The organism is Mycobacterium sp. 1482292.6 (genome assembly GCF_001672995.1).
GTDB classification, from domain to species: domain Bacteria; phylum Actinomycetota; class Actinomycetes; order Mycobacteriales; family Mycobacteriaceae; genus Mycobacterium; species Mycobacterium europaeum_A.
In genome coordinates this window covers 1-18,807 of record NZ_LZKV01000102.1, presented here as the reverse complement: position 1 = coordinate 18,807, position 18,807 = coordinate 1, and the positions used below count along the sequence as shown (strand labels likewise).

The following is an 18,807-nucleotide window of genomic DNA, read 5'->3' as shown; positions in this document are numbered from 1 at the left end:
TTACGGCTGAAAAGTCCAACACCTAGCCTGCCACTATCGTTCCCCTAAGGGAGGTGTCGGATGACCAAAGCCGCTGAGCTGATCGTCAAGTGCCTGGAAAACGAGGGTGTTTCCGTCGTGTTCGGGGTGCCCGGCGAGGAGAACATCCGGTTGGTGCAGGCGCTGGCTTCCTCGTCCATCCGTTATGTGCTCACCCGGCACGAGCAGGCCGCCTCGTTCATGGCCGAGATGTACGGCAGGGTCACCGGACGCGCCGCGGTGGTCTCGGCCACGCTGGGCCCCGGCGCCATCAACATGCAGCTCGGGGTGGCCGACGCCACCACCAACAGCACCCCGCTGGTCGCCATCTCCGCGCAGGTGGGCCACGACCGGGAGTTCAAGGAGTCACACCAGTACGTCGACCTGGTGTCGATGTTCGCCCCCATCACCCGGTGGTCGGCCGGCGTCCCGACCGCGCGGGCCATCCCCGAGATGGTCCGCAAGGCGTTCAAAGTCTCCGAGGCCGAGCGTCCGGCCGCGGTCTACCTGGCGGTGCCCGAGCACATCGACGCCGACGACACCGACTACGACCTGCGGCCGTTGCCCCGCAATGTCGTCCGCGCCGACGCGCCGGCCCCGCGCCAGGTGGCGCGCGCCGTCGATGTGCTGCGCAACGCCAAACGCCCGGTGGTGCTGGCCGGGCACGGCGCCGCGCGCGCCGACGCGACCAAGGCCCTGGTGCGCTTCTCCGAGGAATTCGGCATCCAGGTGGCCAACACGTTCCACGGTAAGGGCGTCATGCCCGACGACCACCCGAACAGCATCGGGACGCTGGGCTTCATGCGGCACGACTACGTCAACTTCGGCTTCGACAACGCCGACGCCGTCATCGCCGTCGGCTACGAGTTGCAGGAATTCGACCCGGTCCGGATCAACCCGCAGGGCGACAAGAAGATCATCCACATCCACCGCTTCCCGGCCGAGGTGGACGCGCACTACTCCGTCGACGTGGGGATCATCGGCGACATCAGCGACTCGCTGAACGCCCTGACCGACGCGCTGTCCGGTCATACCTTCGATCACGCCGCCGATGTGCCCGGCTCGGGCCTGCTGGCCGACGAATTCGAACGGGGACAACAGGATTCGCGCTACCCGCTGGCGCCCGCCCGGGTGGTCGCCGATACCCGCGCGGCGCTGGGTCGCAGCGACATCGTGCTGGTCGACACCGGAGCCACCAAGATGTGGATGGCGCGGCTCTACCCGACCTTCGAGCGTAATACCTGCCTGATCTCGAATGGCTTGTCCACCATGAGTTTTGCCCTCCCGGGGGCGCTGGGCGTCAAGCTGGCGCAGCCGGAGGCCAAGGTGCTGGCCGTCGTCGGCGACGGCGCGTTCCTGATGAACTCGCAGGAAATCGAGACCGCCGTGCGCGAGCGCATCCCGCTGGTGGTGCTGATCTGGGAGGACGGCGGTTACGGCCTCATCGAATGGAAGATGGACCTCGAGCTCGGGGCGCACTACTACGTGAAGTTCAACAACCCCGACGTGGTCAAGTACGCAGAAAGCTTCGGCGCCAAGGGATACCGGATCAACAGCGCCGACGAACTGCTGCCCACGCTGCGGGCCGCGCTCGACGACGACGGTGTGTCGCTGATCAGTTGCCCGGTCGACTACTCCGAGAATCTACGGCTGACCGACCGCCTCGGCGAGCTGGACGAAACGCTCTAGAGAGCGCGCCGGCCTTCGGGAGACCTGCGAACGAGCGTCCCGCCGGGCCACGTGATCGAATGGGCACATGCTGTTCCGTCAGCTGGAGTACTTCGTCGCGCTCGCGCAGGAGCGCCATTTCGCGCGCGCGGCGAGCGCCTGTTACGTCTCCCAACCCGCGCTGTCGGAAGCGATCCGCAAGCTCGAATCGGAACTCAACGTTCCGTTGGTGCGGCGCGGTCAGAAGTTCGAGGGCCTCACCCCGGAGGGTGAGCGGCTGGTGCCGTGGGCGCGGCGCATCCTGGCCGACCGCGACGCCCTCAAGCAGGAAGTCACCGCGCTGCAGGCCGGCCTGACCGGTGAATTGCGGCTCGGGGTGGTACCGGCCGCGTCGACTACCGTTGCGTTGCTGACGGATCCGTTCTGCGCGGCGCATCCGTTGGTCCGGGTTCAGCTCGAGGTCAACCTGCGCTCGGCCGGCATCGTGGAACGCGTCCGCAGCTTCGAACTGGACGCGGGCATCCTGTATCCGGACCAACAGGACACGGCCGACCTGCTGGTCACCCCGCTGTATCACGAGCAGCCGGTGCTCATCGCCGCCGCCGAACTCCTTGGTGGCGAAGCGAAAAACATGACGTGGTCGGACGCCGTGCAGTTGCCGCTGTGCCTGCTGACGCAGGGCATGCGGGGGCGCCGGCTCATCGACGACGCGCTGGCCACCCATGGCCTGCAGGTGACCCCGCGGCTGGAAACCGATTCCGTGGCAGCGCTGTTCGCGCACGTCCGCACCGGCCGGTGGGCGAGCATCGTGCCGCAACCGTGGATTCACACCCTGGGCGTGCCCGCCGGGGTCAGCGTGCTGGCGTTGCGGCGCCCGTCGGTCACCGCGTTGATAGCGCTGGTCACCAACCGGGCCGAGCCGGGCTCGTTGCTGACCCGCGCGCTGCGCCGCACCGCGCGCGAGGCCCGCATCGGCGCGACGCTCAGCGAGCCGTCCTAGCGGCGCTGATCGGCGCCGCCTATCGGCCGGTCGGAATCGCGTCTTGGACAACCGCGCGGTCGCCGTCTGAGACTGGGCCTGACCGCCGGCTGAAGGAGAACTCGATGGCCAAGTGTGTGATGGTGCTCTACCCCGATCCCGTCGACGGGTACCCGCCGCGCTACGCGCGCGACAGCGTCCCGGCGATCCAGGGTTATCCCGACGGCAGCACCGTGCCGACCCCGTCGACGATCGACTTCACTCCCGGCGAGCTGCTCGGCTGTGTGTCGGGGGCTTTGGGGCTGCGCAGGTTTTTCGAAGATGCCGGGCACGAATTGGTGGTGACGTCGGACAAGGACGGCCCCGATTCGGAATTCGAGCGCGAGCTGGCCGATGCGGAAATCGTGATATCGCAACCGTTTTGGCCGGCCTACCTGACCAAGGAGCGCATCGCCAAGGCGCCCAACCTCAAGTTGGCCCTGACCGCCGGCATCGGCTCGGACCACGTTGATCTGGACGCGGCGCAAGCGCGCGGGATCACCGTGGCCGAGGTGACGTACAGCAACAGCATCAGCGTCGCCGAGCACACGGTGATGCAGATCCTGGCGCTGGTCCGCAATTTCGTGCCGTCGCACCGGTGGGCGACCGACGGCGGCTGGAACATCGCCGATTGCGCCGCACGCGCCTACGACCTGGAGGGGATGGACGTCGGAGTGATTGCCGCCGGGCGGATCGGGCGTGCGGTGTTGCGCCGGCTGGCACCGTTCGACGTCAACCTGCACTACACCGACACCCGCCGGCTGGCGCCGGAAGCCGAGAAACGACTCAACGTGACGTTTCACCCCACGGTCGAATCGCTGGTGCGGGCGGTCGACGTGGTGTCCATCCACTCGCCGCTCTACGACGGCACCCGCAGGATGTTCGACAAGAACCTGATTTCGACGATGCGGCGGGGCTCCTACATCGTCAACACGGCCCGCGCCGAGGAGACCGTCCCGGAGGCCATCGCGGACGCGCTGCGGTCCGGTCAGCTGGCCGGCTACGCCGGGGACGTGTGGTATCCGCAGCCACCGCCACCCGACCACCCCTGGCGGACGATGCCGAATAACGCCATGACACCCCATGTTTCGGGCACCACATTGTCCGCGCAGGCGCGCTACGCGGCCGGCACCAGGGAAATCCTGGAAAGCTGGTTCGCCGGCACGCCGATCCGCCCCGAGTACCTGATCGTCGAAGGCGGCAAGCTAGCGGGCACCGGGGCGCTGTCCTACCGGAAGTAGCCGCGGCGCGCGGACCCCGGAGCGACAGCCCTTAGCGGATTAGTGAGTCGCCGCCGTGGCGTTGAAGCGACGATCTACCCAGTCGCCGAAATGCGGCGCGGACTGGATCTGGCCGGCGGCCGCGAACAGATCGGTGAGCCGTTGCTCGGCGCCCACCACGGTGTCGTCCAGCGGGATCGGCTGGCGCAGCGTGCGGCCTTGCGCGACGGCGGCGACGGCGGGGTCGACGCCGGCGGACTTGGCGTACTCGGCGGCCCACTCCTGCGGGTGCTCGCGAGCCCATGCCGCGGCTCGGGCGTATCGCGTCAGCAGATCCCCCAGGGCCGTGTTGGTCTTCGCGTCGGCCAGTGCCTTGTCGGAGGCGATGCCAAACGAGTACTTGTGCTTGCGTGTGACCAGGCCGCGCACCGGGAGCTGCTGTTCGGCCTGGGCGGTATAGGGATCCCACACCGCCCAGGCGTCGACCTGACCGTTACGAAATCCGGACAGGGCGTCGGCGGGCTGTAGGAACACGAGGTGGACATCGGCCGGTTTGAGACCGGCCTTGTCCAGCTGGTCGAGCACATTGGCGTGCGCTGAGCTGCCCTTGGCGAGCGCGATCGTCTTGCCGCGCAGGTCGGGGACCGACCGGATGGTCGAATCGGTGTGGACCAGGATCTGGTCGCCGGGACCGCCGCCGTCGTAGGCGGACACCACCTTGATGCGGGCGTTGGCGACCGCGCCGAAGATCGGTGGGGTGTCACCGGTGATGGCGAAATCGATCTTGCCCGCGGCGGCGGCTTCGACCATCGGAGGCCCGGAGGTGAAGGTCGAGAAGTCGATCCGGTACGCAAGGCCCTGCAGTTGGCCGGCGGCGCGCAGCATGGCTTCGGTGGCCACGCTCTTTTGATCGCCGACCTTCAGCGTGAGGTCGGCCAGCTGGGACAGCGGGACTTGCGTCGGCACCTGACCGGGACCGGCGGCGTGTTGGCGGGAGACGCACGCCGGCAACAGCAGCGCGAGGCCGGCCAGCAGGACCGCGGCATAGCGCCGCGCCGACATCGGACTCCGCCGACTCGGACACCGGGTTGACCGAGCGGTTCGGTGCGGTACCGAAGGTCGGCCGGTGCGGGCCAAAAGCGCAGTGCTGGACAGACTCACAGGTTGCGTATCCTCGTAGCGGTTCGACACGTGCGATTCGCGCCGGCAAGAACTGCGGCGCAGTGCCAGGCGAGGCTATGGCGGATCGGTTGGGCTGACCAGGGTTTGAATTGCGGTGAACGGAACCGCGCCGGGACACCCGTTTCTCGGCCTCAAGTGGCGGTGGTCACCCGCGGCAGACTCATCGGCGGCACGTATCCGCCGATCAGGACGCGATGCCACCAGGCCCGATCACGACGCAGCTCGGCCGGCGTGGTGAAGCGGTACTGGTAGAGCTGCGCCCGCACAAACTTCGGCGGTGCATCCGGGAAGGGGTTGTGCCGCAACAACCGCAGCGTGGGTCGATCGTTTTCCAGCAGCCGCTGCAAGAACGGCCGCAACCACGGCTGCGCGTAGCCCGGCGAGATCGCGGCGAACCACATCAGCCAGTCCAGGCGCAGATGATAGGGGGCCCACTGTCGCGGCAGCCGGCGCAGCGCGCCCGGCTTGCCCTTGAATTCGTATTCCTTCCAGACGGTGCGGGCGGTGACGACCGCGTCGTCGGTACCCTCGATCACCACCTCGCGGCGGATCCGCCCGATGCTGCCGAAGGCGCCGTAGGTGTTGACCAAGTGGAACGAGTTGAAAGACATGTTCATTCGCTGCCGCGAGGACAGCATGTTCGCCAGCGGCCAGTAGCTCATGAACAGCACGGCCGCGGCGATCGCGACGACCAGGCCGATGAACCACAGCGGCGTCGGACCCGGATGCGCCGGGGCCAGGCTCGTGGACAGCACCGCCGCGACCGACGCGTCGTCGATGGCGCTGAACGCCAGCACGATGGTCACCCAGTTGAGCCACGCGAAATTACCCGAGGCGACCAGCCACAGCTGGGTGACGACGATGATCGCGGCGGCCACGCCGGCCACCGGCTGCGGCGCGAACAGTCCGAACGGCACGATCAGCTGCGCGAAATGGTTGCCCGCCACCTCAATCCGGTGCAGCGGCTTGGGGAGATGGTGAAAAAACCAGCTCAACGGGCCCGGCATCGGTTGCGTCTCATGGTGATAGTACAAACACGTCAGGTCACGCCAGCACGGGTCGCCGCGCATCTTGATCAGTCCCGCGCCGAATTCCACACGGAACAACAGCAGCCGAACCATCCACAACGTCAGGACAGGAGGTGCCACGTCGTGGTTGCCCAAAAAGATCATCAGAAAGCCGGTTTCGAGCAACAGTGATTCCCAGCCGAACGAGTACCAGGTCTGCCCCACGTTCACGATCGACAGATAGAACACCCACAGCGTCAGCCACATCGCCATCGCGGCCCACAGCGGCACCGCGTCGGCGGCCCCGGCGACGACGGCCGCCGACAACGCCGCTCCGAACCAGGCGACGGCCGCAAACAACCGATCGGAATAGCGCAAATGAAACAGGCTCGGCGTGCGCCAAAACGATTGGCGCGCCAGAAACTGCGGAATGGGCAGGATGCCCCGCTCACCGATGAGCGCGCGGAACTGGACCGCGGCCGCAACGAACCCGAGCAGATAGATCGCCGCGGCGCCGCGCTCGAGCACCAGTCTGCCCACCCAATATTGGGGTGCGGAAAACCAGTCCATGGCGCTAGCTCCTCGGTCGGTGGCGGTTACGCCAACCCGCGTATCCAGTCAATCAGCCGGTAAACGGGTAGCCAATAGCCCGGCCGACTATTCGTCGCGCGGCCCGTCGGCCCGAGCGGTCCGCCGACGCGGTGCGGTCACGACCGAAGCGGCAAGCACCGCAAGCGAAATCAGGGCCAGCGCCTGGACACTCGCGGAGTGGCCGGCGTAGCCGTCGGCCGACCGCCAGGGCTGGCGCGACAGCGCCGCCCCCGCCAGGATCAGCCCGCCGGCGCCGCACACCACGCTGAGGTGCTCCCAGCGCCGCTGGTCCAACGCGTACCGCAGGGCCAGGGCCACCCCCATCACCGCGACGCCGCCCACGCCCGCGATCACCGCCGCGGCGGCCAGCACGGGGACGGCCGCCCACACGCCGGGCCGCCACGGTCGCGCGGGCTCGGCCGTGTCGTCGACGCCCTTTCTCCGGGTGCGCCAGAGCGCCAGCAGCGCCAGCAGCGGCAGCAGGGACAGCCCCACGGCCAGGCCCGCCCGGTAGAGCGAGTTGGAGGCGAACGTCAGCGTGATGGTCCCGGGGTCGCCCGCGGGCACCACCCAGCCCTGCTGCCACCCGTTGACGGCGATCGGCGTCAGGCGTGTCCCGGTGCTGGTGCGCGCCACCCAACCGGGGTTGATGCTTTCCGGGACGACCAGCACGCGGGAGGTGGTCGAGGCCGGTGCCTGCACCTCGCGGCGATCCGGGCCCCATCCCCGCCATGACGAAACCCGAACGGGCCGTGCGGCTTCGGCGGGGACGGGGGCGGACAGCTGGGCCCCGTCCACCACGAACTGAGCGCCTGGGCTGATCAGCAATTCCTGTTGACCCGCGGGCAGCTCGATCGGGTCGTGTTCGCACGGCACCGCCGCGATGGGAGCGTCATCCAGGATCGCCCCAACCGTGGTGTGAATCGCGGTGTGCACGAACCGGCCCGCGACCGCGATGACGGGTCCGCGCTCGCAGCCGACGGTGACCTCCCGGGCGCGGTTGCGGCCGGGGTCGGGTGCCGCGATCGGGTTGCCGTCGGCGCCCAGCGCCGCGATTTCGGCCAGCCCGGGCGGCTTGAGCTGGTCGAAACCCAATGCGTTGCGGTCGATGACGTCCGCCCAATTCAGCAGGCTGACGGTCACGGTGTCGGTCACCCGGGGTTTGACCGGAATCGATTGCGTCCCGTCGGCTTTCACCGCGGCCACTTGCGGCCCGTCGCCCAGGTTGACGGCCACCATCGTCGGATGCACGGGCAGCACCGATTGGCCGGGAGTCAGCCGCACGCCGGTGACCTCGGTGGGCCGTGGCAGGGTGAGCGTCAGGGTGGGCGGGGTCTTGTGCTGCACCACCCGCTGGGGCGCCGTCCACGCGGTGGCCGGGTCGCCGTCCGTCGCCGCGTAGGCCGAACCGAGGACGTCCACTGTGTCCGAATCACCATGAGCCACAGTGGTATTCGGCTCGGCGATCAGGTCGGCGAGCTTGGGGCCCTGCCGCGGCCGCACCCACACCGCCGGGGTGACCGTCATCGGCGTCGGCACGGTCAGCGTCCGGCTGAAGTTGACCGGTTCCTCCGGGGCCAGGGCCATCGACGGCGCGCAGCGCACGGCGTCGGGCGCGCGGGCGCAGCCGGGCCTGCCCAGCAGCTCCGATCCCAGGTCCCAGCCCGCGACCGGCGTGCCCGCCGGCGGCCCCGGCACCCGCACGGTGTGTCGCAGGTCGACCTGGTGGGCGAAGCCGGACGCGTCGTACTGGGTGACCGTCAGGTCGGTGATGCCGAACTGCACCCCGGCCGAACCGTCGTCGGTGCCCGCCGCGGTGATCCGCACCCACGGCGTCTCGCCGTAGGGGAGTGCCGCGGCCAGCGGCTTGCCCGGCTCGTCGAAGCGCAAAGTGGTGCTGCCGGTGGCGGTTTCGATCAGGATGCGACGCACCTGGGCGCCGACGGCGGTGGCGCTGGGCGTCAACGTGATCGCCGCGTTGGTCACCGGGTGGTCGAAATCGATCCGCATCCATTGACCGACGGCGGCCTGCAGCGAGTTGGACACCCAGGCGGTCGCCGAATCCCCGTCGATCGCGGCGGCCGGCGAGGTCGCCGGTGCGACGTCGGGCATGGCGGTCGAATCCGACGACGAACTCGATACCGTGATCCGGCCGCCGGTCCAGGCGCCGGCCACCGGATCGGCGCCGGGGACGGGGTAGTCGGGCACCCGATTGAAGGTGTGCCGCGCATCGCCCGGGGCCCGGACGGCCGACGAATGTTGGTCCACCCGGCCGTAATCCGTCTCGCGGGCCACCGGGGTGTCGGTGATGGTCACCCCGGCGCTCGTCGCCAGCCCCGCGGCGCGCGCGTCGGCGCTCAGCAGCGCCGGGCCCAGCGGCGGCCGGCCCAGCAGCCGCCGCCGTTCGTCCAGGCGCAGCAGCGCCTCCGGCCCGCCGTCGATCCGGGTCATCCGGTCGGCGTCGGCGAAATACGGTGTGCCCGGGTCGTCATCGCCGCCGACCCGGTAGATCTCGACCGCCGGATACCGTGGCCGCAGCCCGCTGTCCGCGACGAAACCGGCCAGGGTGCCGGGGCCCACCGGCGCGCCGAACTGGGCGACCTTGCGCAGTCCGGGCGACCCGTCGATGGCGCGGTGCACCAGGATGGGGCGTGCCGAGCGCGACGTGTCGGGGTCCAGGTCGTTGCGCACCGCCAGATATGAAATACCTTGCCGGACAAGAGTATCTGCCAGCCCAGCCGAGGGGCGGCCGGCGGCGAACAGGCGCTGCACCGAATCGAGGGCGCGGATTGTCTGCGGTGGGGTCAACGGAATGGAGTCGCGCACCCCCCACGGGCTGGCGCCCAGCACCTGCAGCGGCTCGTCATGGCTGGTGCCCCACACCTGGGTGGCGAACGGCGCCCCGGGAACGACGAGCACCCGCCCGGCCGCCGGTGTGCCGGTGTTGTGTTCGGTGAGCCAGTCGGCGGCCTCATGCCAGTACTGCGGGATCGCGGTGAACGTCCCCGGCGGGGCCAGCCGACCGGTCCACGCCAGCGACGTGCTGACCAGCAGCGCCGTCACGACCGCGATCGCCGCCGCCACCCGTTTGTCGCGCTCGGGGTGCGCAAAGGCGCGCAGCCACACCGTCATTGGCGCGCTGCCCGGCAGCGGTATCCGGCCCAGCAGCTGCGCAAGGCCCAGCACCACCGGGATTCTGATCACCGATCCGAGCTTGTGCACGTTGCGCAGCGGGGCGCCGCCGGCGTCCAGGAAGGCCTGTACCGCGTGCACCACCGGCGAGCCCAGCCCGCCGCTGTATCCGGCGGCCATCAGCACCACCCCGACCAGCAGCATGGTCACCAACCGCCCGCGCGCCGGCATCGCCGGGCGGGTCAGCCCCGCGAGTCCGGCCGCAGCGACCAGACAGGTGCCCAGGATGGCCGCCGACCCGGTCACCAGCGGAGCGCCCGCGGTGGCGGTCGGCGCCACGTACGGGGTCCAGCTGTCGGTGCCGCGCAGCATCTCGACCAGCGACGACCACTGCGTCGTCACGCCGGACGATTCGATGAAGTCCAGGAACGGCGGGCTGATGGCGCGCAGCATCATCAGCGCAACCCCCCACCACAGCGTGGCCAGCGCCAGCGCCACCAGCCACCACCCGGTGTATCGCCACCACAACCGGTTGGGCCGGTGGCATGCCCACCAGATCACCGCCGGCAGGCAGCCGGCCGCGGTCGCGATGGCGTTCACCGCGCCCATCAGCGCGATGGCCAGGCCCGCCTGCCCGGCCAGCGCGCGCACCGACCGGTCGCCGGTGGCGCGCAGGGCCAGGATCGTGGGCAGCAAGACCCACGGCGCCAGCATCATCGGCAGGGTTTCCGACGAGATCGAGCCGAGCGTGGTCACCACTCGCGGGGACAGCGCGAACGCGACGGCGGCGATCACCCGCGACGCCGGGCTGCCGATCCGCAGCGCCTCGGCGACGCGCAGCAGCCCCCAGAAGCCGACGGTGAGCAGCAGCGCCCACCACAGCCGCTGGGTGATCCAGCCGGGCACGCCCAGCGCGTGGCCGAGCAGAAAGAAGGTGCCGTGCGGAAACAGGTAGCCGTAGGCCTGGTTCTGCGCCTGCCCGAACGGCAGCTCGCTGTTCCACAGGTTGGTCGCGCGGGCCAGGAAGCGCAGCGGATTCGCGGTCAGGTCCAGCTTGGTGTCGGGGGAGACCCGCCCCGGGGACTGGGCGAACGTCAGGGCCAGCGCGATCGCACCGACCAGCCACAACCACCGCCGCGACACCGGCCCAGCCGTCGAGCATGAGACCGGAGGTCCGGCCCCTGTCCGCGACCGGCTAGCTACGGTTGCCGTACTCGACCCGGTTGAGCACTGACGACTGCGGATCGCCCCCGGGAAGTGGCGGCTTCGTGTCTTGCTGGACCATCAAGGTGATCCCGAAGATCGCGGCCGCGCCGAGCAACAGGCCAACCACAACGCTCGCTGCGGCGGGCGCAACGATCCGGTTCATCGACGGCTCCTGGGGTCGGCTTGCGGTCCTGACTTTCGACCTAGCGCCAACCTAGCAGAACGGCGCCCGCCCAACCGGGGCCCCGGTCACCAGTGCAGACAGTGTCCGTGGAAACAGCGGTCGCCGTATTCGACCTGATAGGGCGCGACCGGAAGCGCGGGGCGCTGCAGGCTGGGCACCGACACCAGGCTCTGGTCGGCCACGGCGAGCGTGATCCCGACGGTCGTCGCCACCCCGGCGGACAACCCCACCGCGATGCTGACCGCGGCGGCCAACGTGAAACCGGTCATCGCTGGCTCCCTCCCTGCCAGTCGAACGGGTCTGCAGCCCCCCGATCAGCAACGTACCGCTGATGCCCCCTGGCGCCGGGCACGAAACGCCCGCCGTGAAAGCATGGCCCGATGGCATTTTCGCGCACCTTCGCCGTGCTCGCAGCCGCGTCGGCGCTGGTGGCCGGTTGCGGCCACCACCCCGCCGCGCACCCGCCCAGCTCGTCGGCGTCGAGCAAACCGGTCGCCGCTCCGGCGCCGCCGGTGTGCGCCGACCCGTCGGCACTCCCGGCCACACTGGGCTTCCGCGACAAGCTGGCCCAACTGCTGATGGTGGGCGTGAAGAACGCCGACGACGCCCGCAACGTCGTCAACGGCTACCACGTGGGCGGCATCTTCATCGGCAGCTGGACGGACCTGTCGATCTTCAAGGGACCGCTGGCCGACATCGCGGCCAAGGCGGGTCCGCTGCCGCTGGCCGTCAGCGTCGACGAAGAGGGCGGCCGGGTCTCGCGGTTGAAGTCGCTGATCGGGACGTCGCCATCGCCGCGCGAGCTGGCGCAGACGCAAACGGTCCAACAGGTGCATGACCTGGCCGCCGACCGCGGCAGGAAGATGCGCGACCTGGGCATCACCGTCGACTTCGCCCCGGTCGTCGACGTCAGCGACGAGCCCGACGACGCCGTCATCGGCAACCGGTCGTTCAGCGCGGATCCTGCCACGGTCACCGACTACGCCGGGGCCTATGCGCAGGGGCTGCGCGACGCCGGCCTGCTGCCGGTGCTCAAGCATTTCCCCGGCCACGGGCACGGCTCGGGCGATTCGCACACCGGCGGCGTGGTCACGCCGCCGCTCGACGCCCTGCAGAACAGCGATCTGGTGCCCTACCGGACCCTGGTGGTCTCGCCGCCGGTCGGCGTCATGGTGGGCCACCTGCAGGTTCCCGGCCTCACCGGCGACGCCCCGGCCAGCCTGAGCCCCGAGGCCGTGCAGCTGCTGCGCAACGGGGTCGGGTACAAGGGCCCGCCGTTCACCGGGCCGGTGTTCAGCGACGACCTGTCCAGCATGGCCGCCATCTCCGACCGATACGGCGTGTCGGAGGCCGTGCTGCGCAGCCTGCGGGCCGGCGTCGACGTCGCGCTGTGGGTGACCACCGACGAGGTGCCGGCGGTCCTGGACCGGCTGCAACAGGCGGTGGCCTCGGGCGACCTGCCGGCCAAGCAGGTCGACGATTCGCTGGTGCGGGTGGCGACGATGAAGGGCCCCAGCCGTAACTGCGGCCACTAGCGGGTCGGCCCCGTCCGCACCAACGGATGTGGCGGCCGGGCCGCATTGCTTACCCTTGAGTCAGCTAGACGGGTCGGAAAGGTAAGCGATGGCGGGTGGCACCAAGCGGTTACCGCGCGCCGTCCGCGAGCAGCAGATGCTCGACGCCGCCGTCCAGATGTTCTCGGTCAACGGCTATCACGAGACCTCGATGGATGCCATCGCCGCCGAGGCGCAGATCTCCAAGCCGATGCTGTACCTGTATTACGGCTCCAAGGAGGACCTGTTCGGCGCCTGCCTGAACCGGGAGATGGGCCGGTTCATCGACGCGGTGCGCGCCGACATCGACTTCCAGCAGAGCCCCAACGACATGCTGCGCAACACCATCGCGTCGTTCATGCGCTACATCGACGCCAACCGGGCGTCCTGGATCGTGATGTACACCCAGGCCACCAGCTCACAGGCGTTCGCCCACATGGTCCGCGAGGGACGCGAGCAGATCATCGAACTCGTGGCCGGGCTGATGCGGGCGGGCAGCCGCAACCCGCGCACCGAGCGCGAGAACGAGATGATGGCCGTGGCCCTGGTGGGCGCCGGCGAGGCGGTCGCCAACCGGCTGTCCACCGGCGACGTCGACGTCGAGGAGGCGGCCCAGCTGATGATCGACCTGTTCTGGTACGGCCTCAAGGGGTCGCCGGCGGAACGGGCGGCGGCGCACCCCGAGGCGGGCGGCTCGGACGCCGCCGGCGACTAGCCCCAGGGTCGTTGCGGTGGCCCGGATGAGCGTCCCGAGCTCGGACCGCGGCAACCTCGAATTCTTCTGCGCCGTAATCATCGTCGGCTTGCTCGCCGGAGTCGCAGGCTTGGCGACGACGTTCGTGCTGCGCGTGGTCCAGCACGCCACCTACAACTACAGTTTCGGCGCGCTGCTGGAAGGGGTGACCGCCAGCAGCCCGATCCGGCGCATGCTGGGCCCGATGATCGGCGCCGGGCTGGCGGGCCTGGGGTGGTGGTTGCTGCGGCGCCGGGCCGAGGTGCCCCCGCTGGCGCAGACCATCGCCGCCCGCGCACCCGTGCCGCGGCTGTCCTGGAGCGTCGACGCGATGCTGCAGGTGCTGCTCGTCGGATCGGGAGCATCGCTCGGGCGAGAGGGCGCCCCACGTCAATTCGCCGCTGCGCTCAGCGATTTGGGGACCGGATGGCTCAGGCGGCTGGGCCCGCGCGATCGCGAGATCCTGCTGGCCTGTGCGGCGGGCGCGGGCCTGGGTGCGGTGTATGCGGTTCCGCTGGCCGGCGCACTGTTCTCGATCCGGATCCTGCTGAACACCTGGCGGCCGCGGGTGGTGGGCGCGGCGTTTCTCTCCTCCGGCTTGGCCGTCGCCGTCGGCTCGGCCATCACCCGCGATCAACCCAATCTGCGATGGCCGATCGGGGAGTCCACGTATCTGCTGACCGCGCACGGATTGCTGCTGGCGCCGGTGGCTCTCGCGGTCGGGCTGGCGTTCAACCGGTTGATGGCCGCGGCCCGGCCCGCCCGCCAGCCGAGGACTGCGCTGCTCATCCCCGCGCTCGCGGGAGCGGGCCTGGTGATGGGCGTGTGTTCGCACTGGTGGCCCGAGTTGCCCGGCAACGGCCGCAGCATCCTGACCGTGAGCCTGGCCAGCGGCATGACCCTGCTCTCGGCGCTGGCCATCCTGGCGCTGAAACCCCTACTGACCGCGCTGTTTCTGCGCGCGGGCGGGGCCGGCGGCCTGCTGACGCCCTCACTGGCCACCGGCGCCGCCGCCGGCGCCGCGCTGGTCTTGGCGATCAACTGGGCGATGGGAACTCATCTGCACGTCCCGGCGGTGTCGCTGGCCGGCGCCGCCGGCGTGCTCGCGGTGACCCAGGGGTCACCGATCTGGGCGGCGATCTTCGTTTGGGAGCTCGCCCGGCCCCCGCTGTGGCTGTTTCTGCTCTTCCTGCTGACCGCGAGCAGCGCACACGCGCTGAAAGTGCTTGCCCAGGGCCGCAGTACGACGCACGCGGGTTAGAGCGCCCGGACCGTGCCGGTCAGGTGCGGGTAACCCTTGGCGATGTTGCGCAGTGAAATGTCCCAGCCGCCGTCGTGCTCGTCGATGTAGAGTCCGGCGGTCGCGGGCAGCACCAGCGGCTTGCCGAACCGCACCGAATACCGCACGGCATCGGGGATTTGCGCTTCGACGTTGGCCAATACCGCTGCGGCGCTGTACATTCCGTGCGCGATCACGGTCGGGAAGCCGAACAGCTTGGCCGCGACCGAGTTGGTGTGGATCGGGTTGTGATCGCCCCCGACGTCGGCGTAGCGCCGGATCAGCCCCGGGCTGATCCGCAACACGGTGGACGGCGGCGGCAGCTTGGGCTGCTTCTGCGGTGGCGGCTTGGGTTCATCGGACAGGCTCGTCCGCTGCTGGTGCAGGAAGGTCGTCACCTGATGCCAGGCGGTGTCGTTGCCGACGCTGACATCGGTCACCAGATCGACCAGCAGCCCCTTGCGGTGCTCGCGCAGGTTCTCGGCGTGCACGCGCACCCCGACGGTGTCGGTGACCGCGATCGGGCGGTACTGCGTGATGTGGTTCTCGGTGTGCACCGCTCCCATTGCGGCAAAAGGGAAGTCGAAGCCGGTGACCAGCGACATCAGCGCGGGAAAGGTCAGCGCGAACGGGTAGGTCAGCGGCACGTGATTGCCGTAGCGCAGGCCCGTGACCCCCGCGTACTCGGCCACGTTCGCGCGGTCGATGGGCAATTGCTCGATGGTCACGGTGCGGGTGGGCACCTCGCCGCTGCGGGACACCACCGGCAGCGCCCCGGCCGCCGCGCGCAGCATGTTCTTCAGGCCGCTTGGCTGGTTCATGGCATTCTCCTCGACAGCCCGGTTCGCTATGCGCCCAGCATGGCCTGGCCGCAGACGCGAATGACGTTACCCGTCACCGCATTTGAGGCCGGGCTGGCGAAGTAGGCGATGGTTTCGGCGACGTCCACCGGCTGCCCGCCCTGCAGCAGCGAGTTCATCCGGCGGCCGACCTCGCGGGTGGCCAGCGGGATGGCGGCGGTCATCTGGGTTTCGATGAAACCCGGTGCGACGGCGTTGATCGTGATGCCCTTGCCGTACAGCTCCGGGGCCAGCGACTGGGTGAGGCCGATCATCCCGGCCTTGGTCGTCGCGTAGTTGGTCTGGCCGCGGTTGCCGGCGATGCCGGCCATCGACGACAGACCGATCACCCGGCCGCCCTCGCCGATGGTGCCGTTGCCCACCAGACCCTCGGTAAGCCGCAGCGGGGCAAGCAGATTGACGGCCAGGACGGCGTCCCAGCGGGCGTCGTCCATGTTGGCCAACAGCTTGTCGCGGGTGATGCCGGCGTTGTTGACCAAAACGTCGGCGCGCCCGCCGTGGTGCTCGCGCAGGTGCTCAGTGATCTTGTCGACGGCGTCTTCGGCGGTGACGTCGAGCCACAACGCGGTGCCCCCGACCCGGCTGGCCGTCTCGGCCAGCGCCTCGGCGGCCGATTCGACGTCGATGGCCACCACGCGGGCGCCGTCGCGGGCGAACACCTCGGCGATCGTCGCGCCGATGCCCCGGGCCGCGCCGGTCACGATCGCGACCTTGCCGTCCAGCGGGCGGTCCCAATCGGCCGGAGGCGTGGAGTCCGCCTCCCCGACGTAGAAGACCTGGCCGTCGACGTAGGCGGACTTGGCCGACAAGATGAACCGCATCGTCGATTCCAGGCCCGTCGCGGCGGGCTTGGCGTCCGGCGACAGGTACACCAGCGCGACCGTGGCGCCGTTGCGCAGCTCCTTGCCCAGCGAACGGGTGAAGCCCTCCAGCGCGCGCTGTGCGATCCGCTCGTGCGGGCTGGCTTCTGTATTTTGCAAGGCGTCGGGCGTGGTCCCGACCACCACCACGCGCGCGGAATGACCCAGGTTGCGCAGCAGGGGGGTGAAGAACTCGTAGAGCCCCCGGAGCCCCTCCGGCGTGGTGATGCCGGTGGCGTCGTACACCAGGCCGCCGAACTTGTCCGCCCAGCGGCCGCCCAGGTTGTTGCCCACCAGGTCGTAGTCGGCGTCCAGCGCCGCGCGCAGCGGTTCGACGACCCGGCCCTCGCCGCCGATCAGCAGGGCCCCGGCCAGGGGCGGTTCACCGGCGGAGTAGCGGCGCAGCGTCTCGGGTTGGGGGACGCCGAGCTGCTTGGCGAGAAACGATCCAGGACCGGAATTGACGATCTGGGAGAACAGATCGGACGAAGCCTTGGGAGCCACCGGAGCTACCTTCCATGTTCTTGCGAAATCGGGGTATGCCTACAGCACAACCGTATCGGGGACGAACTTACTGCAGAGTAAGAACAGTGGGTATTATGGCCCCGGACGGGCGATTCCCAAACCGATAGACCGCGCAAACACGGAGAAGAATAGTGGCCGCTGCAAGTTCTGAGGCAAGTAAACAGTCTGCTCAGCGCAGTTCTGAGCGTCGCCGGGTGGCCGTGCTGGGCGGCAACCGCATCCCGTTCGCCCGATCCGACGGCGCCTACGCGGAGGCGTCCAACCAGGACATGTTCACCGCCGCCCTGGGCGGGCTGGTGGACCGCTTCGGATTGGCCGGCGAGCGGCTCGGGGTCGTCGTCGGCGGCGCCGTGCTCAAGCACAGCCGGGACTTCAACCTGACCCGCGAATGCGTTCTGGGCTCGCAGCTGTCGTCCCACACGCCCGCGTTCGACCTGCAGCAGGCCTGCGGTACCGGGCTGCAGGCGGCCGTGGCCGCCGCCGAGGGCATCGCGTCCGGCCGTTACGACGTGGCCGCCGCCGGTGGCGTCGACACCACCTCCGACGCGCCCATCGGGCTGGGCGACAACCTGCGCCGCACCCTGCTCAAGCTGCGCCGGGCCAAGTCCAACGTGCAACGGCTGAAGCTGGTGGGCACGCTGCCCGCCACCCTGGGCGTCGAGATCCCGGTGAACAGCGAACCGCGCACCGGGCTGTCCATGGGCGAGCACCAGGCGCTCACGGCCAAGAAGATGGGCATTTCCCGCGTGGCCCAGGACGAGTTGGCCGCCGCCAGCCATCGCAACATGGCCGCCGCCTACGACCGGGGCTTCTTCGACGACCTGGTCACGCCCTTCCTGGGGCTCTACCGCGACGACAACCTGCGCCCGGACTCGTCGGCGGAGAAGCTGGCCAAGCTGCGCCCGGTGTTCGGCGTCAAGGCGGGTGACGCGACGATGACCGCCGGCAACTCGACGCCGCTGACCGACGGTGCGTCGGTGGCGCTGCTGGCCACCGACGAGTGGGCGGCCGCGCATTCGCTGACCCCGCTGGCCTACCTGGTGGATTCGGAGACCGCCGCCGTCGACTACGTCAACGGGCGCGACGGCCTGCTGATGGCACCGACCTACGCCGTGCCGCGGCTGCTGGCGCGCAACGGCCTGAGCCTGCAGGACTTCGACTTCTACGAGATCCACGAGGCGTTCGCGTCGGTGGTGCTGTGCCACCTGCAGGCCTGGGAATCCGAGGAGTACTGCAAGGAGCGGCTGGGCCTGGACGGCGCGCTGGGCTCGATCGACCGATCCAAGCTGAACGTCAACGGGTCCTCGCTGGCCGCCGGCCACCCGTTCGCCGCCACCGGCGGGCGGATCCTGGCCCAGGCGGCCAAGCAGCTCGCCCAGCGCAAGGCCGAGCAGAAGGGCGGCGGCACCGTGCGCGCCCTGGTCTCGATCTGTGCGGCAGGTGGCCAGGGCGTAGCCGCCATCCTGGAGGCCTGACGGACCCGTCGGGGCCCGGTCCCGCCGGATCGGCGCTCGTCATGAGTTGAGTCACATCTGGTTAGTCGGAAGGGGGCGCGGGTATCCGACCCACCGGATGGCCCCGTGTTGTGGTCTGACCCCCCGACCCCGACGGCAATACGGGGCATCCCCCGAATACGACCGCCCGTCCGCATCGCGGATTGGCGTACGAAAAGGGCCGCCGCTGGAGTGAGGGGATCCAGCGGCGGCCTTTTTGCTGTCCGGCAGGCCTTTCATCGCTGCGGCGAACGCAAATCCCCCGCTCCGACCAGGCG

General features: G+C 69.8%; 14 protein-coding genes. 7 read left to right on the top strand and 7 right to left on the bottom strand.

The annotated features are described in order from the left end of the window. The first annotated feature begins 60 nt into the window (after positions 1–60). The 3 genes from A5624_RS10960 to A5624_RS10950 all read left to right on the top strand — a co-directional run bounded on the left by A5624_RS10960 (position 61) and on the right by A5624_RS10950 (position 3,945). The gene (locus A5624_RS10960) at positions 61–1,707 is read left to right on the top strand and encodes an acetolactate synthase large subunit (protein ID WP_066865964.1); all 1,647 of its coding nucleotides are present in this window, start codon (positions 61–63) and stop codon (positions 1,705–1,707) included. A 67-nt stretch (positions 1,708–1,774) separates the two neighbouring features. Continuing rightward, complete coding sequence (locus tag A5624_RS10955; protein WP_066865962.1) at positions 1,775–2,686, top strand: LysR family transcriptional regulator; 912 nt, start codon at positions 1,775–1,777, stop codon at positions 2,684–2,686. 104 nt (positions 2,687–2,790) lie between these two features. Beyond that, the gene (locus A5624_RS10950) at positions 2,791–3,945 is read left to right on the top strand and encodes an NAD-dependent formate dehydrogenase (RefSeq protein WP_066865959.1); all 1,155 of its coding nucleotides are present in this window, start codon (positions 2,791–2,793) and stop codon (positions 3,943–3,945) included. Between the two features lie 39 nt (positions 3,946–3,984). Here the strand turns inward: A5624_RS10950 and A5624_RS10945 are convergent, their stop codons facing one another. The 5 genes from A5624_RS10945 to A5624_RS10925 form a co-directional block, all read right to left on the bottom strand. Then, positions 3,985–4,986 carry an ABC transporter substrate-binding protein gene (locus A5624_RS10945; RefSeq protein ID WP_066865956.1) on the bottom strand — a complete coding sequence of 334 codons (1,002 nt, stop codon included), beginning with the start codon at positions 4,984–4,986 and terminating at the stop codon, positions 3,985–3,987. 251 nt (positions 4,987–5,237) lie between these two features. Continuing rightward, a complete protein-coding gene (locus tag A5624_RS10940; protein WP_066865952.1) occupies positions 5,238–6,683 on the bottom strand; it encodes a lipase maturation factor family protein in 1,446 nt (481 codons plus the stop codon). 87 nt (positions 6,684–6,770) lie between these two features. Next, complete coding sequence (locus A5624_RS10935; RefSeq protein ID WP_066865949.1) at positions 6,771–10,979, bottom strand: DUF3367 domain-containing protein; 4,209 nt, start codon at positions 10,977–10,979, stop codon at positions 6,771–6,773. A 52-nt stretch (positions 10,980–11,031) separates the two neighbouring features. Then, positions 11,032–11,205, bottom strand: coding sequence for a DUF2613 domain-containing protein (locus tag A5624_RS10930; protein WP_007769006.1), 174 nt, complete (start codon positions 11,203–11,205; stop codon positions 11,032–11,034). A gap of 86 nt (positions 11,206–11,291) precedes the next feature. Continuing rightward, positions 11,292–11,495, bottom strand: coding sequence for a DUF2613 family protein (locus A5624_RS10925; protein ID WP_066865946.1), 204 nt, complete (start codon positions 11,493–11,495; stop codon positions 11,292–11,294). Positions 11,496–11,606: 111 nt separating this feature from the next. On the opposite strand from A5624_RS10925, the gene A5624_RS10920 reads away from it, so the two are divergent. From A5624_RS10920 to A5624_RS10910, 3 genes are all read left to right on the top strand, one after another. Then, on the top strand, positions 11,607–12,761 hold the full coding sequence (locus tag A5624_RS10920) for a glycoside hydrolase family 3 N-terminal domain-containing protein (RefSeq protein WP_066865943.1): 1,155 nt from the start codon (positions 11,607–11,609) through the stop codon (positions 12,759–12,761). Positions 12,762–12,849: 88 nt separating this feature from the next. Then, a complete protein-coding gene (locus A5624_RS10915; protein WP_066865940.1) occupies positions 12,850–13,494 on the top strand; it encodes a TetR/AcrR family transcriptional regulator in 645 nt (214 codons plus the stop codon). Between the two features lie 25 nt (positions 13,495–13,519). After that, positions 13,520–14,773, top strand: a complete 1,254-nt coding sequence (locus tag A5624_RS10910; RefSeq protein WP_066865938.1) for a chloride channel protein — start codon at positions 13,520–13,522, stop codon at positions 14,771–14,773. On the opposite strand, the gene A5624_RS10905 is transcribed toward A5624_RS10910, so the two are convergent. After that, a complete protein-coding gene (locus A5624_RS10905; RefSeq protein WP_066865936.1) occupies positions 14,770–15,612 on the bottom strand; it encodes a MaoC/PaaZ C-terminal domain-containing protein in 843 nt (280 codons plus the stop codon). The two genes, A5624_RS10910 and A5624_RS10905, sit on opposite strands and share 4 nt — an antisense overlap. 26 nt (positions 15,613–15,638) lie before the next feature. Beyond that, positions 15,639–17,015, bottom strand: a complete 1,377-nt coding sequence (locus A5624_RS10900) for a 3-oxoacyl-ACP reductase (RefSeq protein ID WP_066865933.1) — start codon at positions 17,013–17,015, stop codon at positions 15,639–15,641. A 152-nt stretch (positions 17,016–17,167) separates the two neighbouring features. Here A5624_RS10900 and A5624_RS10895 point away from each other — a divergent pair, with 152 nt between their 5' ends. Further along, positions 17,168–18,511, top strand: a complete 1,344-nt coding sequence (locus tag A5624_RS10895; protein WP_066865930.1) for an acetyl-CoA C-acetyltransferase — start codon at positions 17,168–17,170, stop codon at positions 18,509–18,511. The last annotated feature ends 296 nt before the right edge of the window (positions 18,512–18,807 follow it).